Annotated in this window: 20 protein-coding genes; 15 read left to right on the plus strand and 5 right to left on the minus strand. The window is 66.3% G+C overall.

What is annotated here, in order from left to right; translation table 11 throughout:
• Positions 1-835: type VII secretion protein EccB (gene eccB, locus E4P29_RS20680; RefSeq protein WP_135047006.1), on the plus strand; the 835-nt coding region annotated here is incomplete at its 5' end.
• A 24-nt stretch (positions 836-859) separates the two neighbouring features.
• On the opposite strand, the gene mycP is transcribed toward eccB, so the two are convergent.
• From mycP to E4P29_RS20695, 3 genes are all read right to left on the minus strand, one after another.
• Entirely contained in the window at positions 860-2242 is a 1383-nt protein-coding gene (mycP, locus tag E4P29_RS20685) for a type VII secretion-associated serine protease mycosin (RefSeq protein ID WP_245154431.1), read from the minus strand.
• Positions 2239-3795, minus strand: a complete 1557-nt coding sequence (gene eccD, locus E4P29_RS20690) for a type VII secretion integral membrane protein EccD (protein ID WP_135047008.1) — start codon at positions 3793-3795, stop codon at positions 2239-2241. The genes mycP and eccD overlap by 4 nt, the downstream gene beginning before the upstream one ends.
• Before the next feature lie 126 nt (positions 3796-3921).
• On the minus strand, positions 3922-4911 hold the full coding sequence (locus E4P29_RS20695) for an LLM class flavin-dependent oxidoreductase (protein WP_027496339.1): 990 nt from the start codon (positions 4909-4911) through the stop codon (positions 3922-3924).
• Between the two features lie 210 nt (positions 4912-5121).
• Here E4P29_RS20695 and eccCa point away from each other — a divergent pair, with 210 nt between their 5' ends.
• The 8 genes from eccCa (at position 5122) to glmM (ending at position 14516) form a co-directional block, all read left to right on the plus strand.
• On the plus strand, positions 5122-9108 hold the full coding sequence (eccCa, locus tag E4P29_RS20700) for a type VII secretion protein EccCa (protein ID WP_135047009.1): 3987 nt from the start codon (positions 5122-5124) through the stop codon (positions 9106-9108).
• Complete coding sequence (locus E4P29_RS20705) at positions 9105-10589, plus strand: type VII secretion-associated protein (RefSeq protein ID WP_135047010.1); 1485 nt, start codon at positions 9105-9107, stop codon at positions 10587-10589. Before eccCa ends, E4P29_RS20705 begins: the two co-directional genes overlap by 4 nt.
• A 160-nt stretch (positions 10590-10749) precedes the next feature.
• The gene (locus E4P29_RS20710) at positions 10750-11115 is read left to right on the plus strand and encodes a WXG100 family type VII secretion target (RefSeq protein WP_167735572.1); all 366 of its coding nucleotides are present in this window, start codon (positions 10750-10752) and stop codon (positions 11113-11115) included.
• A gap of 64 nt (positions 11116-11179) precedes the next feature.
• A complete protein-coding gene (locus tag E4P29_RS20715) occupies positions 11180-11461 on the plus strand; it encodes a WXG100 family type VII secretion target (RefSeq protein WP_135047012.1) in 282 nt (93 codons plus the stop codon).
• A gap of 111 nt (positions 11462-11572) precedes the next feature.
• The gene (locus tag E4P29_RS20720) at positions 11573-11914 is read left to right on the plus strand and encodes a TraR/DksA C4-type zinc finger protein (protein ID WP_135047013.1); all 342 of its coding nucleotides are present in this window, start codon (positions 11573-11575) and stop codon (positions 11912-11914) included.
• 184 nt (positions 11915-12098) lie between these two features.
• Positions 12099-12542, plus strand: coding sequence for a 50S ribosomal protein L13 (gene rplM, locus E4P29_RS20725; protein WP_027496344.1), 444 nt, complete (start codon positions 12099-12101; stop codon positions 12540-12542).
• Positions 12539-13063: a 30S ribosomal protein S9 gene (gene rpsI / locus E4P29_RS20730; protein ID WP_027496345.1), complete on the plus strand. Its 525-nt coding sequence runs from the start codon at positions 12539-12541 to the stop codon at positions 13061-13063. Before rplM ends, rpsI begins: the two co-directional genes overlap by 4 nt.
• 106 nt (positions 13064-13169) lie before the next feature.
• A complete protein-coding gene (gene glmM, locus E4P29_RS20735; protein WP_135047014.1) occupies positions 13170-14516 on the plus strand; it encodes a phosphoglucosamine mutase in 1347 nt (448 codons plus the stop codon).
• 3 nt (positions 14517-14519) lie between these two features.
• Here the strand turns inward: glmM and E4P29_RS20740 are convergent, their stop codons facing one another.
• The gene (locus tag E4P29_RS20740; RefSeq protein ID WP_032365620.1) at positions 14520-15560 is read right to left on the minus strand and encodes an LLM class F420-dependent oxidoreductase; all 1041 of its coding nucleotides are present in this window, start codon (positions 15558-15560) and stop codon (positions 14520-14522) included.
• Positions 15561-15710: 150 nt separating this feature from the next.
• Between E4P29_RS20740 and E4P29_RS20745 the strand changes: the two genes are divergently transcribed.
• Entirely contained in the window at positions 15711-16016 is a 306-nt protein-coding gene (locus E4P29_RS20745) for a type VII secretion target (protein ID WP_135047015.1), read from the plus strand.
• Entirely contained in the window at positions 16013-17986 is a 1974-nt protein-coding gene (locus E4P29_RS26085; protein ID WP_167735573.1) for a hypothetical protein, read from the plus strand. Before E4P29_RS20745 ends, E4P29_RS26085 begins: the two co-directional genes overlap by 4 nt.
• 282 nt (positions 17987-18268) lie before the next feature.
• Here E4P29_RS26085 and E4P29_RS20755 read toward each other — a convergent pair whose 3' ends face one another.
• The gene (locus E4P29_RS20755; protein WP_135047016.1) at positions 18269-19129 is read right to left on the minus strand and encodes a dienelactone hydrolase family protein; all 861 of its coding nucleotides are present in this window, start codon (positions 19127-19129) and stop codon (positions 18269-18271) included.
• 99 nt (positions 19130-19228) lie between these two features.
• Between E4P29_RS20755 and glmS the strand changes: the two genes are divergently transcribed.
• From glmS to E4P29_RS20775, 4 genes are all read left to right on the plus strand, one after another.
• The gene (gene glmS, locus E4P29_RS20760; protein WP_135047017.1) at positions 19229-21091 is read left to right on the plus strand and encodes a glutamine--fructose-6-phosphate transaminase (isomerizing); all 1863 of its coding nucleotides are present in this window, start codon (positions 19229-19231) and stop codon (positions 21089-21091) included.
• Positions 21092-21154: 63 nt separating this feature from the next.
• Positions 21155-22588, plus strand: a complete 1434-nt coding sequence (locus tag E4P29_RS20765; protein WP_135047018.1) for an NAD(P)H-hydrate dehydratase — start codon at positions 21155-21157, stop codon at positions 22586-22588.
• A 94-nt stretch (positions 22589-22682) separates the two neighbouring features.
• Positions 22683-23867, plus strand: a complete 1185-nt coding sequence (alr, locus tag E4P29_RS20770; RefSeq protein ID WP_245154432.1) for an alanine racemase — start codon at positions 22683-22685, stop codon at positions 23865-23867.
• A 3-nt stretch (positions 23868-23870) separates the two neighbouring features.
• Complete coding sequence (locus tag E4P29_RS20775) at positions 23871-24884, plus strand: alpha/beta hydrolase (protein ID WP_094715850.1); 1014 nt, start codon at positions 23871-23873, stop codon at positions 24882-24884.
• The last annotated feature ends 6 nt before the right edge of the window (positions 24885-24890 follow it).

Below are 24890 nucleotides of genomic sequence, written 5' to 3' on the forward strand. Positions count from 1 at the left end.
CGACCGAGCTGTCGTTCGCGCGCTGGGCCTCGAGGATGCGACGCCGACGCCGGTGAGTGCCGGTCTGCTCAACGCGGTGCCGCAATCACCTGCGGTGACGGCTCCGTTCATTGCCCGAGCAGGTGAGATCCCCGCTTACCCGTTCGACAACCGGCCTATCGGCTCCGTGGTCAAGGTTGCCGGCCGTGACGTTCGGTACTACGTCGTGCTCGAGGACGGGATCCAGGCCATCAGCGAAACCGCAGCCCTACTCGTCAAGTTTGCCGACTCGCAAGGCAGCCCCGACATCGCGGCCGTCAATCCCGACGTCCTGGCCGACGCTCCCAAGACGATGTCCGGGCTCGATGTAGCGACGTTCCCACCGACGACTCCCGACATCGTCGACTCGGGCCGGCGGCCGGTCGGGTGTCTGACGTGGTCACCTCTCGATGTCGCCGACGGTGGGCCGACTGCGCAGCTGGTCGAATCCGCAGGACGTGCGTTGCCACTCGATACCACCGCTTCACCGGTGGAACTGGCTCAGGCGGACGGCGGCGGTGATGCGGTCGACCAGGTCCATCTGTCACCGGGTAGCGGCGGATTCGTTCGAAGTACCGGTATATCGACGGCCAGTAGCCGTCAGGACAGCTTCTTCTTCGTCGCAGACACGGGAGTTCGCTATGGAGTCGAGGGTGCGGATGCAGCGTCGGCGCTCGGCTTCGGACTGCCGGCACCTGCACCGTGGCAGATTCTGCAATTGTTGGGCAGCGGGCCGACTCTGGGGCGCGGTCAGGCGCTGACCATGCACGACGGCGTCGCGGCGGACCCGCAGGCAGCCGCAGTTCCGTCCAAGTAGTCCCCGGTGAGTGGGCTGCGCCGATCACAGTCGTCGGCGCAGGGGAATGGAGACTGCCATTCCGAGGCCCAGAATCACCGCGACCACCACCGACCCGGTCACCGCTGCATCGCGCGGCCGGTGATCGACGGCGGCAGGTGGGAGCGGCGCACCGATCGCGACCGCGTCTGCCGGGACGGTTCGCTGCGTCGGCGTCACGACGTCGGTCACCGCAGCGAGTGGATCGACGACGCCGTGGCCGACCACCGGATTCCATCCGTCGGCCGGCGCATGAGCTGTTCGCTCGATGCGATCGATCACTTGGAGAGCGGACAGATCGGGCCTGTACGCCCGCACCAGTGCGGCTGTCGCAGCGACGAGCGGTGCGGCGAAACTGGTTCCGGTCATGGGTACTACGCCGTCGGTGCCGCGAATTCCGTTGGCCAGACCGTTGCCCGTCGGCGACAGTGACGTCATGTTGGAGCCCGGAGCAGCCACGTCAACCCATGGCCCGGCCAAGCTGAACGACGAGGGCGAACCGTCCAACTCGACCGAACCGACGGTCAACACGTCATCGAACCAGGCAGGTGTCGCGATGGTCGCAAACCCTTCCCACGGGTCCGCCTCGGGCCGGACCGGGTCGAGCATGGGGTTCTGTGTCCTGCACGCTTCGCTTCCGAAGTTGCCTGCCGCAGCCACGACGACGGCGTCACTCTCACGAACGGCGTACTGCACTGCAGCGCCGAGTGGGCCGTCGGCAACGCCTGCGCCGGCCGGGACGCACGCCACTTCGGAGATGTTGATGACCGATGCGCCTGCGTCGGCCGCCGCCCGGATTGCCATGGCCATCGTCCGTACGTTGCCGTACCCGGCAGCGTTCTCGGGTTCGGTCGTCGTCTCCTGGTCGGTCCTGTTGTCCACGACTTGAAACACGTTGCTGGACTGACGAATCGACAGGATGCGGGCGTCCGGAGCGCCGCCAGCGAACCCGCTACCCGAGGCCGTCTGTGCGGCGATGAGGCCGGCCACCATCGTGCCGTGCGCGTCACAGTCGGCCAACCCGTCGCCGGTGCCGACGTAGTCGCCTCCCGGAATCAGACCCGGCAGACGTGGGTGAGGCGTGACGCCCGTATCGACGACGGCAATCAGTTGACCGGCTCCGCGAGTGATAGGCCACACGGAGGCGAAGTCGAGTGCCTGCTGCGCAGTCGGAACTTCCTGTGCGTCGATCGTTTCGGACGGGACGGCGCACGCGTTCTTCTGCTCGGTCGGTTCCAAGGGTCCGGGAGGGCTCGGCGGTGGCAGTTGCACCGGATCGATGAGCGGGCGTTCGGCGTGCGCGAAGGACGGTCCGATCAGTGCTTCGTAGGTGAGGGTCAGGACAGTGAGCGCGGCAACGGTGTGCGCACGACGCCGGCGCGTGGTCACAGTCCGCGGACGGCGCTGTACAGACCGCACACCCATACTGCGATCGGAATGACGAGGGCGATCGCGGCGTATTCCACCAGTTCTGCCGATCGCCGCATCACCGGCGAATAGTTGCGGGTCGGAACCAGGGCCCCGAACACGGATGCGACGACGGCGGCGGCCAACGCCGCGCCGAACAGCTCGAGTGCACGGTCCGGAAAAGTGATCACTGCTCCGACCGAGAGCGAGAACAGGACGACAGCACCGCCTCCGACGAGTGGGATGGCATGTGTCACAACGGCATACGTGCGTCCGCGCAGGAGTAGCACCAGCGCACACAGTGCAGCGAGGGCGATGCCGGGCCACCCGGAACCGGTCGCGGTGTCGCTCGCCGCCGCAGCGAGTACTCCCATCACCACCACGATCGTGAACGCCGTGAGCAATCCCGTCAGGTAGCTCCGTGCCCGCGTGGCTGCCATCTGCAGATCTGCGAACGACATCGAATCGAGCTCTGCCTCCTGGGCGGTGTCCAATGGGGCACCAGCGGTGGGAACCGGAGGCAACGGAAGCCGCGCCTGCATCATCGACAGTCGGGCCGACACGGCGATTCCGGTCAGACCGACGAGTGCTGCGACGGTACCGATGGCCGCCGGCGTCATCACGGTGAACAACGCGCAGGCCGCCGCGGCGAACGCCGACACTGCCAGCACGATCGACGCAGTGAACACGGCAAGCCCGCCACCGCCGATTCGCAGAGACAACAGAGCGATCGAGCCGGCCATGGCCGAACCCAACATCACGTGGGCGGCGCCGAATTGGCCGGGTACGAACAGAGTTCCACCGGTGAACATCAGCGCCGAGGCACATCCCCCGAAGAGCACCGCGACGGCCACCTGCTCGTACAGCCGGCCGAGGATCATCCCCGCAACGGCGAACAGGACCGCGGACGTCACCGCGGCGACTGCCTCGACCGGGCTGCTCGTGTTCTCGGCACCGGCCCGCACCGGGCCACTCAGAAGGATTCCGCAGGCGAGCAGGACCGTCGAGCCCGTGATGATCGAACCGACCGTGCGTGCAGTACGCGCAGTCCACTGAGCTACGTCGTCGTTGCCGGCCCGGGCCACGGCGTCCATGAGATCGTCGAACAACGGAGTCGGTGCCGGACGCTCGGCGACACCCAACACGAGCAGATCGCCGTCACGTACGCCCAGTTCCGACATTGTGGACGTCGACGGTAGCGGCGGACGTCCGATACGGGACAGCGTCCAGGCCCCCGACAACCCGTCGGACCCGGAGTTCGCGGTCCGGCTTCGGACCGGACCCGGTCCCTCAGCAGGCTCCGCTCGTGACGCGATCATGTCGACGATCCCCGGAATCAACAGCGACACCGGAACGTCCACGGGCAGAGCCATATCCACCTGGGTCGACCTCGCCGACACCGTCACCCGGCATACGTCCTGGGCGAAGACGGCACGCAGCCCCACCGCACGTCGGGCCGGGTCCGATGCGATGGTCGGTTCGGCTGCGTTGGACGGTGTATTCGTTCTTGCGGGACGGCTGTCGGCGCGTGTCATGGATATCCCCCCGGATGCGTGCAGTGCACTGTCGATGCCCGCCCCCGGGCATCGTGCGTCCACACCCTACGACATCACGCCGACACTCGGCCGGTCGTCGTCTCCGCCGAGACCTGCTCGCAGCAGTCAGGCAGGAACCAGCTCGCTCACCTGGGCCAGCAGCTCGAACGACCTGAGCCAGGATCGACGATCGGAGACGCCCGAGGCGACGATCAACTCGTCTGCTCCCGTGCGTTCGGCGAATCGGTCGAGGTACTCCCTGACCATGTCGGGCGTCCCGACGGCCGAGTACTTCGTCATCTTCGAGATCTGTTGCCCCGCCGGTGCTTCCAGCACCATGTCGGCTTCTTCGTCGGTGAAGGTGCGACCCCGTCCGAGCAGCAGGCTCACGCGGCTTCTCTTGGTGCGGAGGAACTGGGCCTGAGCCTCGGCAACCGTGTCTGCGGCGATCACGTTGACACCCACGATGAGGTGAGGTTCGGACAGCTGCGCCGACGGACGGAAGTCGCGGCGATAAATCTCTACGGCCTGTTCGAGTGCGTCGGGTGCGAAGTGCGACGCGAACGCATAAGGCAGGCCGAGGGCTGCCGCGAGCTGTGCGCCGAAGAGGGACGATCCGAGGATGTACAGCGGCACCTCGGTGCCGGCACCCGGCGTGGCACTGACTCCGGGGACGAGAGACTGCTGGGACAGATACCCCTGCAGCTCCTGGACGTCCTGGGGGAATCGGTCCGAGGACGCCGGGTCGCGGCGCATGGCGCGCATGGTCACCTGGTCGCTGCCAGGGGCACGGCCGAGTCCGAGATCGATCCGGTCCGGGAACAACGTGGCCAGCGTGCCGAATTGCTCGGCAATGGTGAGTGGCGCGTGGTTGGGAAGCATGATCCCGCCGGAGCCGAGTCGGATTCGCTTCGTGTGTGCGGCCACATGCCCGATCAACACCGATGTCGCCGACGATGCGATCGTCTTCATGTTGTGATGCTCGGCGTACCAGATGCGCTGGTAACCCCAGTTCTCGGCATGCTGGGCGAGCGTCACGCTGGCGTCGAAACTGTCTCGGATAGTTTCACCCTCGCCCACGTGTGCGAGATCGAGGATGGACAGGGGTACGGACACGGAAGCCGACCTTTCGTTCGTCGAACATGTGCGGCCTTGGAGCCGCATTCTTCGTTCAACCGAATTCGGTGCCGTTCTATTTCTGTATCCCGATGCGTCGACGCAACTGTGGACCCTTCGGTTGCGCATGCGTTAGCCTGTCGTCCACGCGGCCTCGGGGGGAGGTCGCCGCGAATGCAGTTGTGGGGGCGCGGCCGTGGGGGCTGATCGATGAGTACCGTGCGCTTCGTTCGCGGCGCGCGCCGGGAAGTACCGCGGTCACCGGGCGGCGAGGTCGTACTTCAACCGCCGCCTCCCGTACCGCGCGCGGTACCCGGCAATCTCCTGATGAAGCTGATGCCGCTGGTGATGGTCGCCGCCATGGTCGGAATGGTTGCGCTCATGTTCACTTCCGGTGCGGCAGCGAACCCGATGATGTTGATGTTCCCGGCCATGATGCTGATGTCGATGGTGGGCATGTTGGCCGGCGGGGGCAAGTCCGGGGGAGCACGTACCGCCGAGGCGAACGAGGACCGTAAGGACTATCTGCGGTATCTCGACCAGCTTCGACGAGACGTCGCCGACACCGAGCGAGATCAGCGCAGGGCACTCGAGTGGAGCCACCCGGATCCGGCCACTCTGTGGTCGACGGCCGGAACGGAGCGCATGTGGGAACGTCGGACTCAGGACGCCGACTTCGCGCACGTGCGGGTCGGTCTCGGCGATCAGCGTTTGGCGACTCGGCTGGTGCCTCCCGAGACCGGACCTGTGGAAGAGTTGGAACCGGTGTCCGCGGTGTCGCTGCGCCGATTCGTGCGAGCACACTCGGTGGTGGCCGAGTTGCCGATTGCCGTGTCGCTGAGGGGATTCGCCGCTCTGTCGATAGCCGGAGATCGCGACGCCGCTCGTGCGATGGTGCGCTCGATGGTCGCGTATCTCTGTACTTTCCACGGACCGGACCACCTCGCGGTGGCCGTCGTCTGCGGCCCCGACACCGTGGAGCAGTGGGAATGGACCAAGTGGCTGCCGCACACACAACACGACGTTTTGCGAGACGGTGCCGGTTCTGCGCGAATGATCTTCGGCAGTGTCCTCGAGCTCGAGAGCGCGCTGGGGGATGTCCTGTCGATGCGGAATCGCTTCGCACGTGGGGCGGTGACCAGTGGGGTCACGCAGTTGGTGATCGTGGTGGACGGCGGACTGGTTGCCGACCGTTCGACCGACCTCACCGACACCGGTCTCGATTCCGTCACCATCGTCGACCTGTCCGGGTTGTGCGCGCGACTGGCCGCAACCCGTGGACTCCAGCTGATGGTCGAGAACGGCTCGATCGGCGCGGTCAGCGGCACGGCAGTAGAGGTTTTCGCTGTGGCGGACGCGATGAGTACCACCGAGGCACACGCCGTTGCTCGACGCCTTTCTCCGTATCGCGCGCCGTCGTCGCCTTCGGCTCTCGACACCGTCGACGACGAGGGGGCCGCAGTGTCGGGATGGAACAGCCTCGTCGGAATAGCCGACGTCGGTGCGCTCGATACGGATCGAGCGTGGACCGTGCGTCGCGGTCGAGACCGGTTACGGGTACCCATCGGCGTCGCACCCGACGGCAGCGCGGTCGAGATCGATTTGAAGGAGTCTGCCGAGAACGGCATGGGTCCACACGGATTGTGCATCGGCGCAACGGGTTCGGGTAAGTCGGAGTTTCTGCGTACCCTCGTTCTCGGGTTGGTGTCCACCCACGCCCCGCAGCAGTTGAACCTGGTACTGGTCGACTTCAAGGGCGGGGCGACCTTCGCGGGGCTCGAGGCCGCGCCGCACGTTGCGGCCGTGATCACCAACCTGTCCGAGGACCTGGCTCTGGTCGACCGGATGCGTGATGCCCTCGCGGGCGAGATGAACCGTCGGCAGGAGTTGCTGCGCTCGGCCGGAAACTTTGCCAATGTGTCCGATTACGAGAAGGCGCGCGCAGCGGGAGCTGCTCTCGCGCCGTTGCCCGCTCTGTTCGTCGTGGTCGACGAGTTCTCGGAATTGCTCAGTCAGCAACCGGAATTCGCGGAATTGTTCGTGGCGATCGGGCGGCTCGGACGTTCGTTGCACATGCACCTGTTGTTGGCCAGTCAGCGTCTGGAAGAAGGCAAGCTGCGCGGACTCGACAGTCATCTGTCCTACCGAATCGGTCTGAAAACGTTCTCCGCCAACGAATCACGCTCGGTTCTCGGTGTTCCGGACGCGTACCACCTGCCTGCTCAGCCCGGTGCCGGCTATCTCAAGTGCGATTCGGCCGAGATCGTCCGCTTCGCTGCGGCCTACGTGTCCGGGCCGTACGTTCCACCGCGTTCGGCTGCGGGGGCACCCGCCGCGCAGGGCGTCGATATCCGTCCGAGGCCGTTCACCGCATATCCGGTCGTGGTCGATCCGATCGAGAACGACACCCGTGTCGAGCCGATAGCCGAACCGGATCCGGTCGAGACCGACGACACCGGCGCGACCGTTCTCGACGTCGTCGTCGGCCGAATCGCCGGCCGCGGTATGCCGGCCCACGAGGTATGGCTACCGCCGTTGGACAAGGCTCCGACACTGACCCGGATCCTGCCTCGGTCGGTACTGAACGGCGGTGTCGATCCGCTGAGCACCCTTCGGGCTCCGATCGGCATCATCGACAGACCGTTCGATCAGCGGCGGGATCTGCTGACCGTCGACCTGTCCGGTGCCGCCGGACACGTGGCGATCGTCGGGGCGCCGCAGTCGGGCAAGTCGACGGCTCTTCGGTCGCTGATCATGGCTCTGGCGATGACGCATACACCCGCCCAGGTCCAGTTCTACTGCTTGGACTTCGGCGGCGGAACGCTGGCCGGGTTGGCCGAACTGCCGCACGTCGGGTCGGTGGCCAACAGATTGGACGTCGACCGAGTACGCCGGACCGTGGCCGAGGTTGCGGGAGTCGTTCGTCAGCGCGAGAGGACATTTCGTGATCGCGGCATCGATTCCATGGTCGAGTTCCGGCGCCTGCGGGCAATGCAACCGGCCGATCCGAACGACCGGTTCGGCGACGTCTTCCTGGTGATCGACGGATGGCAGTCCGTCAGATCCGACTTCGAGAGTCTCGAACAACAGATCGCGACGCTGACGACTCAGGGACTGGCATTCGGTCTGCACCTCGTTCTGACGGCCTCTCGCTGGGCGGAAGTGAGGCCCGCGACGAAGGATCTGATCGGGACCCGGCTCGAGCTGCGACTCGGAGATCCGTCCGACTCGGACATCGGCCGAACGAAAGCCGCCAGTGTGCCGCAGGGCCGGCCGGGCCGGGGCATGACCAGGGACGGTCTGCACCTGCAGATCGCACTGCCGCGGGTCGACGACAGTCGATCGGTGGCCGACCTGTCCCGAGCTGTCGCAGAGTCCGTCGACGCGATTGCCGCAGCGTCCGCCGGGCCGTCTGCGCCGCCTGTCCGGATGTTGCCGGAGATGATCGAACGGTCGGAGGTGCTCGATCGACTCGCCGGCACCTGGCCCCGCGACCGCGGCACCGTTCCGGAACTGCGGGTTCCGATCGGTATCGACGAGGCCGAGCTGGCTCCGGTGACGGTGGACTTCGCCGAGAATCCACATTTCGTCGTCTTCGGCGACAGTGAATGCGGGAAGACATCCCTGTTGCGCGGGATCTGTCGATCGTTGGTCGACGCGAACCCACCCGATCGGGTGAAACTGATCGTGGCGGATTACCGTCGAACTCTTTTGGGCACAGTCGATTCCGAGCATCTCGCCGGCTACGCGGCCGCGCAGGCGACGTTGACGGCGATGATCGTCGATCTCGCCGGCAGAATGAGCAGGCGCATGCCGGGATCGGACGTCACTCAGCAGCAGCTCCGCGAACGGTCGTGGTGGGACGGCCCCGAGGTATTCGTCGTCGTGGACGATTACGACCTGGTGGCCACTGCGTCCGGAAACCCGTTGTCGCCCTTGGTCGAGCATCTGCCACACGCCCGGGACATCGGACTGCACCTCATCGTGGCACGTCGCTCGGGCGGGGCAGGGCGGGCACTGTTCGACCCGGTGATCGGGCGGCTACGCGACCTGGTGACGCCAGGTCTGGTCATGAGCGGGAGCCGAGACGAGGGGAGCTTGATAGGCACCGTGCGTCCGAGCCCGATGCCGCCCGGACGTGGAGTGTTCGTCGATCGGTCCGGCCACGCGCTCGTGCAGCTCGGACACTCGAGTTGACGAGGCCGCAGTGGCGTTACGCGGCCGTGCATCTGAGTCATTCGGAGATTTCTGTCGTCGCGTCCGGCGCGCCGCTGCAGGGTCCACGCGAACACGTCGGATCCGCATACGCGATATCGGAGGGTGGCCGACTCGTCTTCGGGCGGGCGGGCGCGGACACCGAGATTCCCCCGCTGCTGTGTCTCGACGACCGAACGATCCTCGTAGGCGGCGCAGTGTGGGACCGCGGCGAGGTACTGCACGGGATCGTGTGGTCGGCGCTGCACGGAGCCGGGATACTCGACCGCCTCGATCTGCTCGAGATCGCCTATCCCTCGACGTGGGGCGACGAGCGTTGCGAGCTCCTCCGGGCCGTGTTCGCCGCGTCGGCGAGCGAGGTCGTCGTCGTGGAGACGGCGATCGCCGCGGTCGCGTCGGCGGGGGAGCGCGCACCGGCTGCTGCTGTGGTGATCGAAGTGGGCACCCTCGATACGACGGTCGTTCTCGTGGACGAGGCAGGAACTCACAGCGGCGACATCGGAGCAGTACTTGCTGTCGGAACACGAAACGACAGCTGGCGACGACGAGCCGAAGACTACCTTCGGTCGACGGTGTCGCGATGTCCCGAGGACATATTCATCGTGACGGAGTCGGGCGAGGGCGCGAGGCCCACTGCGGAAGATCCGGCACGATGGCTGACGGGGCTCGATGTGGCCAGGTCTCTGTACCGACGCGCGGGAGCGGAGGTCGAGACTGCCCCACCAGGGCGGGCCGCGGCAGGGCGTTCGGCGGCATGGCTCGACGAGGTGACCGTCGCGGGGCCGCCTCCCCGGAGAAACGGATTGTCGGTTCGAGCGCTCGGTGCGGTCGCCGCATCGGTCGTCGTTGCCGGTGGTGTCGTCGCGCTGACGTTCGTCCTCCGATCTCCGGGAGAGGCGGCCGTCGCGACCTCGGCGCCGTTCGCAGTGCCGGCCACCCAGGCCGTCTCGGCCACCGAAGCCACCTCCGCAACCGACGCCACCTCGGTGGCCGAAACACCTTTGGCGACAACGGTATCGGCGACCGACCTGCCACCGTCGGCGACGTTCGTCTCGGGCCGGGCGTCGCTGCGACTACCGGCGACCTGGACCAGGATGGAGGACCCGGCCCGGATGGTGTTGATTCCGCCGACAGCCCCCGAGCGTCGCATCGTCGTCACAGTGAAGGAACTGGTGCCCGGCTCGACGCTCGAACAGGTTGCGTCCGAGCTCGGTGCGGCAATCGACGCGCGTGGGCCCGACTCCACGATCGGGTCTCTGGAAGCCGCGCGCGATTTCGGCAGTCGGGTGGGGATGTCGTACGTCGAGAGGCCGGCCGATGCGTCCACTGTGCTGTGGCGCGTGCTCGTCGAATCGGATGTGCAGGTGAGCATCGGCTGTCAGTTCGAGGGACCGGACTCGTCCGCGATCGACACCGAATGTGATCAGGCCACCCAGACTCTGGAGATCGTGCCGACGAGTTGAGGCTTCCGCGCAGATTTTCGCCTGATGCCGGAACCGAACGGAGGGGTGGCTGCGTCCAAGGAGGTGTAGGGGAGTGAGCGGGCCGCACGCGGTCCCTCGGTCGAGCGACATGTGCGCCGCGGGCGTACGTGGATACGAAAATCGAAGCAGAGGAGTCGAAGTGGGATATCCAGGGGGACCGGAATCTACGGGTTCGTCGAACGGCGTCACCGTCACACCGCAGGAGCTCGTTGCTGCCGGTGCGACGATCGAAGGCCTGAGCGTGTCGATCAATGCGTCCAACTCGGCAGTGCGTTCCATCGTCGAGCAGACCGCCGAGGCGTGGGTGGGCAAGGCCGGCAAGTCGTTTCAGGATGTCATGGCGCAATGGGACACCAGTGCGCAGAAGATGCGCAGCGCGCTCGAGCAGATCTCGTCGGACATCAAGACCAACGGCCACGGTTACTCCGATGCGGACGACGACAACGTGGCGGCTGTGAATCAGGTGGCGGGATCACTCGGTTCGGGACTGACCACGTTCAACTGACGGCACAACCGGCCACCGCACGACCGACCGCACGACCGAGCTCTATTTAGGAGACTGATTCGACATGAAGTACGACTTCGCTCAGATCGCGGCGTTGACCGAGGCGATGAACAAGCAGGCGAACGTGACCAAAGATCTTCTCGCCGACGTGGACGGCACTGCGAAGAGACTCTACGAATCGTGGGAGGGCGACGCGATGACGTCCTACTACGAACTCCAGCGTCAGTGGAACTCCGCGTCCGATGAGCTCAATCTCATTCTGTCGAGCCTCGTGGCGGCCGCCCGCACCGGCGGCGAGACCATGCACGGGGTTGAGATGGCGAACAAGGCGCGCATGGCGCGCTGACCGTCGACCTCGAACGGCGTATGCCCCGATCGGCTCTGTCGGTCGGGGCATACGACTGTCGAGGGGGCGCGGCACCTGGCGTGGGTTGCGGTGGCGGTGTGTACTGGACGGATGACGGATTTCGGGACGGCTATCGATGCCGAGCGATCTCGCGCCGAACACCGCCTGCACTCCCTTCGCGACGAGCTCGCGTCCGTCATCGAAGGCAGCCGGTGGACCACCGACGACGACGAACACGACCCGGAGGGCTCCACCATCGCCTTCGAGCGTGCCAAGATCGCAGCCCTGATCTCCGACACCGAGTCCGAGATGCGCGAGCTCGACGCTGCGTCCACGCGGTGGGACCTCGGGACGTACGGCATGTGCGAGCGGTGCGGTGAGTCGATACCACCGATCAGGTTGGAGGCATTGCCGGCGGCCCGCCGCTGTGTGCAGTGCGTTCGCCTGTCCTGAGTCGGTCTTCTGCGCCGGAGGCGTTTTGACCTGGGCGCTCGTGCCCGGTATCATTCCCCGTTGGCGTGTATGGGCTCGCCGCGTTTTTTCGATGCGCAGAGCTCTTGTCCTCGGGTCTCAACTGGCCGCCGAGGGCATCCACACGTCTTGGCCAGCAGCGACATCATGAAGACAGGAATTTTCTGTGTCTACTTACGCCCCGAAGGCCGGGGACACCACCCGGACGTGGCATGTGATCGACGCCACGGACGTCGTGCTCGGACGCCTCGCCGTCCAGGCCGCGACACTGCTCCGCGGTAAGCACAAGCCCACCTACGCACCCAACGTCGACGGTGGCGACTTCGTCGTCATCATCAACGCCGAGAAGGTTGCCATCAGTGGCAACAAGCTCGATGGCAAGTTCCACCACCACCACTCCGGTCATCCGGGCGGTCTGAAGTCGCGCTCGACGCGTCAGGTGCTCGAGAACAACCCCGACCGTCTCGTGGAGAAGGCCGTTGTCGGCATGATCCCGAAGAACAAGCTCGGAAATGCCATCGCGAGCAAGCTGAAGGTCTACGCGGGACCGAACCACCCGCATGCCGCTCAGCAGCCCGTTCCGTTCGAGATCAAGCAGGTGTCCCAGTGACGGCGCCGGAGGGAAATGACGTGACGTCGCAGGAGAACATCGAAGAGATCGCCGCCGACGAGTTCGTGGCAGTGGAAGATCCCGAGGTGGCCACGGAAATCGAAGCTGCTGCAGCTCCGGCCCCCATCGTGTTCGATCGCCCGATCCAGACCGTCGGCCGCCGCAAGGAAGCCGTCGCTCGTGTTCGGTTGTCCTCGGGCACCGGCGGATTCAAGCTCAACGGCCGCACCCTCGAGGATTACTTCCCGAACAAGGTGCACCAGCAGCTGATCAAGGCTCCTCTGGTGCTGGTCGATCGCGCGGAGTCCTTCGACATCGTGGCACTGCTGCACGGTGGCGGACCGTCGGGACAGGCAGGCGCGCTGCGTCTGGCCATCTCGCGTGCGCTGATCGAGCTCACCCCGGACGATCGCCCGGCCCTCAAGGCCGCCGGCTACCTCACGCGTGACGCGCGTGCGGTCGAGCGTAAGAAGTACGGCCTGAAGAAGGCCCGTAAGGCGTCGCAGTACTCCAAGCGCTGACGCGTCTTACTCGTTCCATCCTCGAGGGCAGGCTCCAGCAGTATCGGATGCCTGCCCTCGAGGCATTTTCCGACGATGTTCTCTCTGTTCGAAGGGGTCTTCATTCATGGCGCGATTGTTCGGCACCGACGGAGTGAGGGGACTCGCAGGCGGGGTCCTGACGGCAGAGCTCGCCATGACCATCGCCCGGGCTGCCGCCGCCGTGCTGGCACCGGACGTCGACCGTGGTCGACGGACAGCGGTCGTCGGCCGTGACCCCAGAATCAGCGGTTCGATGCTCGGTGCCGCAGTATCGGCCGGGCTCACTGCCTCGGGTGTCGACGTGATCGACGTGGGCGTGCTGCCGACCCCCGCGGTCGCCTACCTCACCGGCGAATACGGCGCAGCGCTCGGCGTGATGATCTCCGCCTCGCACAATGCGATGCCCGACAACGGAATCAAGATCTTCGCCGCAGGCGGGCACAAGCTCGACGACGACATGGAAGATCGCATCGAGGCGCTACTCGGGGTGGACGGTCGTACCGAGAAGCCGGTCGATGTGACGGGCGCTGCCATCGGTCGTATCGACGTCGCGCCGGACGCTGCCGAGCTCTATGCCGCGCACCTCGTGGCACCGCTCTCGCACCGACTCGACGGTGTCACCGTCGTGGTGGATTGCTCGCACGGTGCAGCCTCGACGGTCGGACCGGAAATCTACCGCCGGGCCGGTGCGACGGTCGTGGCGATCAACGCCGAGCCCGACGGACTGAACATCAATGACGGATGCGGTTCGACGCACCTGGAAGGGCTGCAGAAGGCGGTCGTGCAGCACGGGGCCGACCTCGGGATCGCGCACGACGGCGACGCCGACCGCTGCCTCGCGGTCGATGCCTCCGGTGCGGTGGTGGACGGGGACGCGATCATGGCTGTGTTGGCCATCGCGATGAGCGAGGCCGGCACGCTGACCGACAACACGTTGGTGGCCACCGTCATGAGCAACCTCGGGCTCCATATTGCGATGCGCGAGGCAGGAATCACGTTGCGTACCACCGCAGTCGGTGATCGATACGTCCTCGAAGAGTTGCGCCGCGGAGGGTACGCGCTCGGCGGTGAGCAGAGCGGACACGTCGTGCTCCCCGCGATCGGGACGACCGGCGACGGGATCGCGACCGCGCTGCGCCTGATGGAGCGGATGGCCGGAACCGGACGCACCCTCGCGGAGCTGGCGTCGCCGATGCGCACGCTGCCCCAGGTGTTGATCAACGTACGTGTATCGGACAAAGCTGCGGTGGCATCGGCACCGTCGGTGTCGGACGCCGTGGCGGTCGCCGAACTCGAGCTCGGCGAAACAGGACGGGTTCTGTTGCGCCCCAGCGGGACCGAACAACTCGTGCGAGTGATGGTGGAAGCGTCGGAACTCGACGTCGCAACCCGGCTCGCCGAGGAGTTGGCGGGCCGGGTCGCGGCGGTCTGATCGTCAGGCGGTGAGTTCTCGCAAGGCGGTGAGCTGTGCGACGCGTCCTGCGGTGTTCTCGGCCAACGGTGCGACGTTGAGTGTGGTGACGCCGGCTTCGGCGAAGGCTGCCACGCGTTCCTTGACGTAGCTCTCCGGTCCGATGAGGTTCACCGAACGCGCGAGCTCGTCCGGAACCGCCGCTGCTGCTTCCTCTTTCTTGCCGGCGAGGTACAGATCCTGAATCTTCTCGGCCTCGGCTTCGTAGCCGTAGCGCTGAGCGAGGGAGTTGTAGAAGTTCTTTCCCTTGGCTCCCATGCCGCCGATGTAGAGCGCCAGGTGCGGCTTGACCCAGGGGAGGTACTTGTCCGCGTCCTCGCCGATGGCCAGTGTGGGACTGGCGAACACCTCGAGTTCGCCGAGCGACGGATCGCGTTTGGCCTTGCCTGCGGCCAGCGATTCGCCCCACACGTCGGCCGCCTTCTCCGGGAAGTAGAAGATGGGCTGCCAGCCCTCGGCGATCTCTGCGGTGAGCTCGACGTTCTTCGGTCCGAGAGCGGCGATGACGACCGGAATGCGTTCGCGCACAGGGTGATTGATCAGCTTCAGCGGCTTGCCCAAGCCGGTTCCCTTGTCCGCCGGCAACGGGATCTGGTAATGCTTGCCCTGATACTGCACCTTCTCCCGACGCCACACCTGGCGGCAGATCTCGATGACCTCACGGGTTCTGGCGATGGGTGCGTCGTATTTGACGCCATGGAAACCCTCGACGACCTGTGGCCCGGATGCCCCGAGTCCGAGAACGAATCGCCCGTCGGAAACGTAGTCGAGGCCGGCGGCCGTCATGGCCGTCAGCGACGGCGTTCTGGTGTAGATCTGGAAGATGCCCGATGCGATCTTGATCGTGCTCGTCTTGGCCGCAAGGAATCCGAGTTGGCTGACAGCGTCGAAAGAATAGGCCTCGGGCACGAAAATGATGTCGAGGCCCGCCTTCTCGAGTTCGGCTACCTCGGCAACGGTCTCGGTGAAACCACCGCTGTAGTTCAGCATCGTTCCGATGTGCATGGGACTCCTCGTTCTCGAGTAGCTGGTGGAGCTGCTCGGTTGTCTGTTACCGACTTTTCGTATCGGGACGTTACCGCTCGCCGGGGAACCGATGGGAGTCGGCGCACGTCATAGAGGGAAAGGGGCACTTCGAGCTGGAACGGGCGGGCTATGAGCGACGGATTCTGGGTGGACGTGGTCCGCGTGCGGGAGGTGGCCGACTCGATGTCGGCGTCGGCGGAGGCACTGGGTGCGGCAGCCGATTCGATCGCCTCACCGGGATTCGGCATCGCCGCAGCAGGACGGAACTACGGAGACCTGGGCGCGGCCTATCTCGACGCCCACTCCGGGCTCGGGCGAGCCGTGGGGGTGTGGCGATCGTCGGTCGACGACATTTCCGATGCCCTCACCGCCGCGATGGACGCGTACGACATGCAGGACGACGCCGGCGCGCACGCGATCGACTCGTTGCGGTGACCGTTTCTTCCACCTCGCCCGCCGAGACAGCATCGATCGACGAGATTCTCGACGCCAATGCCGTCGGGCTGCTGTATTTCGAGCGTTTCCTGCCGTTGGCCGAGCGCGTGCCCGGCAGCGAAGTCCCGCGTTACGACGAGGTGTGTGCACGGTACGACGAGCAGCGCGGCCTGAATCTGGCGGCTCTGACGTCGGACGCAGATGCGGTCGGGGCGATGGCTGCGGCACTGGGCGAACAATTGGACGAGCAGGCGCAGCTTCTGATCGTTCTCCGACTGCGGTGGCACGGTGAAGCCGGTGAGACGGCGCAAAGTTACGTCGCCACTGAGCAGGAGAGAGCAGGGGTGCTCCTCGATTCGGTGGAGGATGCACTGCAGACGATGTATGCGGCTGTGGACGTACTGCGTGAGGCTGTGACCGACAAGGCCGAGCTCGTCGGAAGCCTCGATACCGATGCCGTCGAGGGACACGATCCCGACCGGATCGATGCGCTTCTGCTGGCTTCGGGGATCGAGTGCGTCCCGGTCGACCGCGCAACCGTGTTCGCCCGGGTGGCGCCGGTGTTCCCGGAATTGGCCGAGCGATTCGCGCGTGCAGACGTATCGGACGAGTTCGCGGCCGAGGTCGCCGACCGCTCTCGAGAATGGATCGAGGGCGAGTTCGTGCCACAGGTGCAACGCACGTGTGCAGCGGTTTCGGCTGCTTGCACGGCCACGGACACGGCCGTTCGAGAGTGTTTGGCCCTGGTGGTGAAGGTCATCGAGGAAGTCGTCCACCCGGTGTTCGACGAGCTCGACGAACGCAGCTGGGTGCCCCGGCCCGTCACCGAGCACTCCAGCGAACGGTCGTCGCCCGAGAACTTTCCAGCGGCGGTCACGGCCGGAGCCGGGGGAGAGGCCGCCGTCACCGGGTCCGCATCGGCAGTCCAACCTCCGTCCGGTGCGCCGGCGGCACAACCGGCACCTGCTCCGGATGCACGTGCCACCGGTCCCGCGGCGTGGGGCGGAATCGAGAACGACAATGGTCGTGAAGAAAGTCGGGTCGATACGGTCGCCGGACTCGTCGACGGCATTGTGGACGGCGTTGTGGACGACATCGTCAACCGGGTTGTCGAGGCGCTGGGCGACAAGATCGGTGCCGAAGCGCCCGACCCGGTCACCGAACCCGGCCCGACTGTGGGCCCCAACCCCACTGCAGAACCCGACCCGGTTACAGAATCGGGCCCGACTGTAGGCCCCAACCCCACCGCAGAACCCGACCCGGCTACAACGCTCGGTGATCCGCCCGAGTCGATCCCGTCGCCGGAATCCGGTCGGACATCGGAGGTCGTCGGCGAGCGAGGCCATCTCGAGGCCGAACTCGACGGCCATCGTGCCCGTATCGCGCTCGAACACGATGGGGCCGTATCGCTTCGACTCGAGACACCGGGCCTGGGGGTGCGCAACTTCGAGTTGCGCGTTGGTCCTTTCGGGTTGCCGGAGATCGTCGAAGTTCCCGGGACCGTCGATCCGAGTGGTGTCGGGGTGTCGAACCGGTCGTCGGTGAGTGTGGAACCGACGGAGCCGTCGGCGGGGGATCGAACCACCACCGAACCAGAACCCGAGACCGAACCGGGTTCTCCTCCTGCCGAGTCCGGCGCTGCCGAGCCGAACACGGTGACCTCACCGTCGGTGGATGTCGCACCGGCCGACGAGCCGCAGGTAGGTAGTGCACCGACGGACTCGCAGCCCGCAACGCCCGCGGATACACCGGCGGTATGCGTTCCTGAAACTTCGGACGAGGAACACTCCGTCCGCCAGGGCTCGGACGAGGCTCATGAGGTGAGCGAGGTGCCTCCCGCGCCTGCCCCCGCGCCTGCCCCGGTGCCTGACGCAGTGCCTGCCCCGGCGGCCGAGGCTCCTCCGGTCACCGAACCTCAGCCCAGCTCGGCGGGATCCGGCGCGGGCTTGAGTGAGGCGGGTGCACTGTGAATTCGGACCCCGCGTGGCGTCGTGAACTGCATCGCATTCGCGACGCGCATCGGGCGGCGATGGCGGATGCCGCAGAACAGCTACGTCATCCAGAAGAGTCGGTGAGACCCGATGCGGGACAGGAGTTTTCAGGCCAACCGAGCGGAGACGACACTCGGTCGGCGACGGGCTCGCTCTTGCGCCCGGCGCACCTGGATCGGAGGCAGGGCGCACCACACGTCGAACCGGACCCCGACGAGCAACCCCGATCGTGGCTGGTGTGACGGCGCCGAGCCGGAAGGGTCAGCCGCGTCCCAGCAGTGCCTTGATCGAGGCGGTCGCCTTCGGCTTGGGCTGCTCGGTCAGCGGCGCGTGAGGATCGACAGCACGGGTGCCGGCGATGTCGCCGTTCGTTCCGGCCAATTCCTCGTAGTCGGAGTCGCCGGTCAGGTGGTAGAGCAGAAATGCGGTCAGTACAGCGCGGGTGCGTTGCTGGGTCTTGCGGTCGGAGCTGTTGACTCCCAGTGCGCGGAGCATTCGCCGGCCTTCGACGAATCCGTCTGCCGTCGAGCCGTCGATCCGTCGGAGGACGGATGGTCCGTGCCAGGCCTGGGCGAGAGCCAGTGAATTGTCGTTGAGCGAATCTGTGTTCGAGCTGTCGCCGACGACCAGTCCGGGCACGTCGAGGCCTGCGGCGGCGTCCTCGGACGATGGTGCCGTCGGTGCCGGAAACAGGGCGGCGACCGCTTTGACATCCGGTCGTCGGGAGGCAGCGAGTACGGCGGTCCCGGCGCCCATCGCGTGACCGACTGTGGCCAGATTCTCGGGATGCACGCTGATGTTGCCCGAGCCCAGGCGAACGCCGGTCATGATGTCGAGCACAGTGCCCAGGTCGGTGGCGAGTCCGCGGTGCGAGGGCACGAGGCCACGCTCGGTGTCGGGTGCTGCCACGACGAACCCCCACGACGCCAGGTGCTTCAGGGTGTCGGTGTAACTGCCGGGGCGCAGCATCCAACCGTGCGCGAACGCCACACCGGGCAGGCCGAAGCCTTCGGCCGGGGTGTAGACGACGCCAGGTTGCCCGGCCAGGGCCAGGTTCCCTCTCAGTACCTTGTGCGGGCCACGCTTGGAGAGAGCAGATACCAGCTTCTTCGGTTTCGCCACGAGAGATGACGCTACCGAATGTGCTCGGGTGTGGGGACGCCGGACACGGCGACCTGAGCGAATGGGTCGTGCGCGTCGTGCCGAGTACCCTGATGCACCATGTGCGGAATCGTTGGATATGTCGGCCACCGCCCAGCTTTGGGTGTGGTGGTCGAGGCGCTTCGGCGTATGGAATATCGGGGCTACGACTCCGCAGGAATCGCGATACTGGACGGCGCGGGAGCGACCGCTGTCGAGCGCAAGGCCGGGCGGCTGGCAAACCTCGAGGCCGAATTGGACGACATCGGCACCGATACGTTCGTCGGGACCACCGGCATGGGACACACGCGGTGGGCGACGCACGGGCGTCCGACCGACCGCAACGCTCACCCACATCGCGACGTGTCCGGAACGGTGGCGGTGGTGCACAACGGCATCATCGAGAACTTCGGTCCGCTGCGGGCCGAACTCGAAACGGCGGGTGTCGAGTTCCTGTCCGACACCGATACCGAGGTCGCTGTCCACCTCGTTGCTCGGGCGTACGCGGACGGGCCTACTGCGGGCGATTTCGTGGCCAGTGCGAAGGCGGTGCTGCGTCGACTCGAAGGTGCGTTCACGCTGGTCTTCACTCATTCCGATCATGCGGACACGATCGTCGCCGCGCGCCGGTCCACTCCTCTGGTGCTCGGAGTCGGCGACGGCGAGATGTTCCTCGGTTCCGATGTCGCTGCGTTCATCGAGCACACGCGCGACGCCGTCGAACTCGGGCAGGACCAGGTCGTCGTCATCACCGCAGACGGCTACGCGATCAGCGACTTCGAGGGCAACGACGCCCAGGGACGGCCGTTTCGGATCGATTGGGACCTCGCGGCCGCGGAAAAGGGCGGCCACGACTACTTCATGCTCAAGGAGATCCAGGAGCAGCCCGCCGCAGTGGCCGACACGTTGCTCGGTCACTTCGACAAGGGCCGGATCGTGCTGGACGAGCAGCGTCTGTCCGATCAGGAACTGCGTGATGTCGACAAGGTGTTCGTCGTCGCCTGTGGCAGTGCCTACCACTCGGGTCTGCTCGCCAAGTACGCCATCGAGCACTGGACCCGGCTGCCGGTGGAAGTGGAACTGGCCAGCGAGTTCCGTTACCGCGACCCCGTGTTGGATCGGTCGACCCTGGTCGTTGCCATCTCGCAGTCCGGCGAGACGGCCGACACCCTCGAAGCAGTGCGGCATGCCAAGGACCAGAAGGCGCGCGTCCTGGCGGTGTGCAACACCAACGGCTCGCAGATTCCCCGCGAGGCCGACGCAGTTCTGTACACGCGTGCAGGTCCGGAGATCGGCGTTGCGTCGACCAAGGCGTTTCTCGCCCAGGTGACCGCGAACTACCTCGTCGGCTTGGCTCTCGCGCAGGCGCGCGGCACCAAGTACCCGGACGAGGTGGCGCGCGAGTTCGCCGAACTCGAAGCGATGCCGGAGTTGGTGCAGCGGGTGCTCGAGACGGTCGAGCCGGTGCGTGCGCTCGCGCGCGAGCTGTCGACGTCGTCGACGATCCTGTTCCTCGGTCGACACGTCGGTTACCCCGTCGCTCTCGAAGGTGCGCTCAAGCTCAAGGAGCTCGCCTACATGCACGCGGAGGGCTTCGCGGCAGGTGAGCTCAAGCACGGGCCGATCGCGCTGATCGAGGACGGCGTTCCGGTCATCATCGTCATGCCGTCGCCCAAGGGCCGTGCGGTGCTGCACTCGAAGATGCTCAGCAACATCCGGGAGATCCAGGCCCGTGGCGCTCGGACGGTCGTCATCGCGGAGGAGGGCGACGAAGCGGTCCGGCCTTTCGCGGACAGCCTCATCGAGATCCCGGCGGCGTCGACACTGCTACAGCCGTTGCTCTCGACGATTCCGCTGCAGGTCTTCGCAGCCGAGGTCGCTCAGGCACGCGGCTACGACGTGGACAAGCCGCGAAATCTGGCCAAGTCCGTCACGGTCGAGTAGACGGTCGAGTAGAAGCACCGGCGGGCTCGACACACACGACGGCACGAGCGGGAGGACCTCGGCATGCGCGGCTACTACACACCCGAGCAGATCAGGAACGCCGAGGCTCCGCTGCTGCAATCGTTGCCCGACGGCACGTTGATGCGCCGCGCTGCGTACGGCTTGGCCTCGGTGGTGGCGCGCGAGCTCTCTACGCGAACCGGCTGCGTCGCGGGGCGACGAGTACTGATACTGGTCGGATCGGGAGACAACGGCGGAGACGGCCTGTGGGTAGGTGCGTTCCTGCGCAGGCGCGGCGTCGCGGTGTCCGCGCTGCTGCTCGATCCGGACCGTGTGCACGCCGAAGGTCTAGCGGCCCTGCGAGCCTCGGGGGGACGGGTCGTCACGGAGCCGGACGATCCGGATCTCGTCATCGACGCCATCGTCGGGATATCCGGGAAGGGTCCGCTGCGTCCCCACGCTGCCGGCATGGTCGATCGGATCACCGCGCCCGTCGTCTCCGTGGACATTCCCAGTGGCGTCGATGCAGAAACCGGTGAGGTGTCGGGACCGGCGGTGACCGCCGATGTCACCGTCACGTTCGGCGCTCGCAAACCGGTGCACGTGTTGGCCGTACCTCGTTGTGGCAGAATCGAAGTGATCGACATCGGGCTGATCCTGCCGGCACCGGAGATCGAGTCCTTCGAACCGGCCGACGTAGGCCGAATCTGGCCGATTCCCACCGCGTCGGACGACAAGTACTCGCAGGGAGTCGTCGGCGTGTTGGCCGGCAGCGCCACGTACCCCGGGGCCGCGTTGCTGTGTGTCGGCGCAGCCGTCGCTGCCACGTCCGGGATGGTTCGGTACGTGGGAAGTGCCGGCGCAGAAGTGGTCTCGCACCACCCGGAGGTCGTCGTCGCACCGGATCTGGATGCAGCGGGGAGGGTGCAGTCGTGGGTCGTCGGCCCCGGCTTCGGCACGGACGAATCCTCGGCGGACATCGTGCGTCGAGTTCTCGAATCGAATCTGCCGGTGGTCGTCGACGCCGATGCATTGACGATCCTCGCGGACAACGAGCAGTGGGTCGTCGATCGCACTGCACCGACGCTGTTGACCCCGCACGCGGGAGAGTTCGCCCGCCTGACCGGATCGGAACCCGGTCCCGATCGCGTAGCGGCCGTACGGGGCCTCGCCGCTCGGTGGGGCGTCACCGTGCTGCTCAAGGGCCGCGCGACGGTCGTCGCCGACTCGGACGGCACCGCGTTCGTCAGTGACGCAGGCGGATCTGCCGCGTCCACCGCCGGATCCGGGGACGTCCTGTCCGGCGTCCTCGGTGCCTTGCTCGCAACCGGAATGGCACCGTCGACGGCGGCCGCGTGCGGGGCCAAGGTGCACGCACTGGCCGCAGCCCATGCCGCGCACGGACCCGACGGCGAATTCGCCGCCCCGATCTCGGCGACACCGTTGTCGAACAGCCTGCGAGAAGCCATCCGGACGGTCCGCTCGGTCGCGCTCTGAGCTGCACTGGGCTCGCCGGCCGACCTGCCGATGTGTCATGAGTTGTGCCACCTGATCCGTAATGTGCGCGGCAGGGATGGCACTATCGAATGTTGTGACTATCGGTAACGGCGACGTGGAGACCGATCCGCGGACGGATTCGGGTGCTCTGGCAACCGTCGATCTCGACGCTGTTGCCCACAATGTCCGGGTTCTGCAGGAATTCGCAGGCGACGCCGCCGTGATGGCCGTCCTGAAATCCGACGCCTACAACCATGGGGCAGGCCCCGTGGCACACGCTGCCGTCGCGGCCGGCGTGCACGAATTCGGGGTCACGACCATCGGCGAGGCCCTCGAATTGCGCGCAGCCGGAATCACCGTGCCGGTGCTGGCGTGGCTGCACCGGGCCGATTCGGACTTCGGTGCTGCGATCGCCGAGGACATCGGAGTCGGGGTGTCCACGGCCGGCCAGCTCAATTCGGTGATCGCCGCAGCCAGGCGGACCGGTCTCACCGCCGACCTCTCGCTCAAGATCGATACCGGCCTCAATCGCAACGGCGTTGCGCGGGCGGACCTCGATGTCGTCCTGGACGCCACCGCGTCGGCGGTCGCCGAAGGGTCCGTGCGATTGACGGGGATGTTCTCGCATCTCGCCTGTGCCGACGAACCGAATCACCCGGCCAACGACGCCCAGGCAGAGCGGCTCCGCGACGCTGTTGCCCGCGCCGGCCGGCGCGGTATCTCGCCGGCCGTCGTGCATCTGTCCAACTCGGCGGCAACGCTGACCAGGCCGGACCTCGGTTTCGACATGGTGCGTCCGGGTATTGCGCTGTACGGCCTGTCGCCGGTGCCCGATATGGGAGATTTCGGCTTGCGTCCGGTCATGACATTGTCCGCGCAGGTGGCCCACATCAAGAAGGTGAACCGAGGTGAATCGGTGTCGTACGGATACACCTGGACAGCTCCGACCGACACGGTGGTCGCACTGGTGGCGCTGGGTTACGCCGACGGGGTCGTGCGCCGACTCAGCGGTCGTTTCGAGGTGACCATCGACGGTCGTCGCTACCCGTCGGTGGGGCGCGTGTGCATGGACCAATTCGTCGTCGATCTCGGCGGCGACAGCTCGGGTGTCGCCATCGGCGACGAGGCGATACTGTTCGGGCCGGGGGACAGCGGAGAGCCGCACGCTCAGGATTGGGCGGATGCGCTCGACACCATCGGCTACGAGGTCGTCACCGGCGTTCGTGGACGTGTTCGACGTCGTTTCGTCGGCACGCGCTCAGGGGAGGCGACGGAATAGGTCATGCTGGGATTGCTGGAGAGTATCGCAATAGTGGTGCGGGAGACGGCGTTTCGATCCAACAAGGATCCGCTGGCGACCGAGAATCTCGACCTGATGGACGCCGATCGAGGCAGTATCGTCACGGCGGACGACGGCGTTCCGCTGGCCGTCCGTGAGGTGGGGCCGGCGGATGCACAACTGACCGTCGTGTTCGTCCACGGATACTGCCTGCGCATGTCGTCGTGGCATTTCCAACGACGTGCGCTCGAACAGCAGTGGGGTTCGAGCGTGCGCATGGTGTTCTACGACCAGCGCGGTCACGGCCGCTCCGGTGTGCCGAGTGCGAGCAGTTGCACCATCGGACAGCTGGGCCTCGATCTCGACGCGGTCATCCGTTCGGTCGTGCCCAAGGGGCGCATCGTCCTGGTCGGGCACTCGATGGGCGGCATGTCGATTCTCTCCATGGCGCGACAACGCTCGTCCGTCGTTCGGCAGCGAGTGATCGGTGCCGTGCTGATCTCCACTACGGCTGCCGGCCTCGCACAGACGGGAGTCGGCCGGAGCCTGCAGAATCCGGCGGTCGATGCTTTTCGACTGGCTGTGCGCACGTCCCCCGGACTGGTGCAATTCGGGCGAGGAGCGGTGCGCGCCATCATTTCACCGGTGCTGCGCGCGGCGTCGTACGGAACCCGGGTGTCGCCACGACTGGTGGCGTTCTCGCAGTCGATGATCGACGACACCTCCGTTGTCACCATCGTGAATTTTCTCGAGACCCTCGAACTGCACGACGAGTCGGCGGCTCTGGCGGAGTTCGAGAACATTCCGGTGTCGGTGGTGTGCGGCGACGAGGATTGGATCATTCCCTTCGCGAGTTCGGAAGCACTCACCGACGCCCTGCCGAAATCGGAGATGGTGCGGGTGCGTCAAGGTGGGCACCTGGTGCAGTTGGAGTTCCCCGAACAGGTCAACGGTGCAATACTGCGCCTGGTGGCGCGAGCCTCGGAGCCCAAGAAGAAGCGGTGGGGCGTTGTCTGATTCCGA

Origin of the sequence: Rhodococcus sp. 1R11 (assembly GCF_004563845.1) — a bacterium.
Taxonomy (GTDB): Bacteria; Actinomycetota; Actinomycetes; order Mycobacteriales; family Mycobacteriaceae; genus Rhodococcoides.

Coding starts and splice junctions, on each gene's coding strand:
- E4P29_RS20740 (WP_032365620.1), bottom strand. CDS start 15,560: ATGCACATCGGAACGATGCTGAACTACAGCGGTGGTTTCACCGAGACC.
- glmM (WP_135047014.1), top strand. CDS start 13,170: ATGGCGCGATTGTTCGGCACCGACGGAGTGAGGGGACTCGCAGGCGGG.
- glmS (WP_135047017.1), top strand. CDS start 19,229: ATGTGCGGAATCGTTGGATATGTCGGCCACCGCCCAGCTTTGGGTGTG.
- E4P29_RS20745 (WP_135047015.1), top strand. CDS start 15,711: ATGAGCGACGGATTCTGGGTGGACGTGGTCCGCGTGCGGGAGGTGGCC.
- E4P29_RS20775 (WP_094715850.1), top strand. CDS start 23,871: ATGCTGGGATTGCTGGAGAGTATCGCAATAGTGGTGCGGGAGACGGCG.
- E4P29_RS20765 (WP_135047018.1), top strand. CDS start 21,155: ATGCGCGGCTACTACACACCCGAGCAGATCAGGAACGCCGAGGCTCCG.
- E4P29_RS20720 (WP_135047013.1), top strand. CDS start 11,573: ATGACGGATTTCGGGACGGCTATCGATGCCGAGCGATCTCGCGCCGAA.
- eccD (WP_135047008.1), bottom strand. CDS start 3,795: ATGACACGCGCCGACAGCCGTCCCGCAAGAACGAATACACCGTCCAAC.
- eccCa (WP_135047009.1), top strand. CDS start 5,122: ATGAGTACCGTGCGCTTCGTTCGCGGCGCGCGCCGGGAAGTACCGCGG.
- E4P29_RS20715 (WP_135047012.1), top strand. CDS start 11,180: ATGAAGTACGACTTCGCTCAGATCGCGGCGTTGACCGAGGCGATGAAC.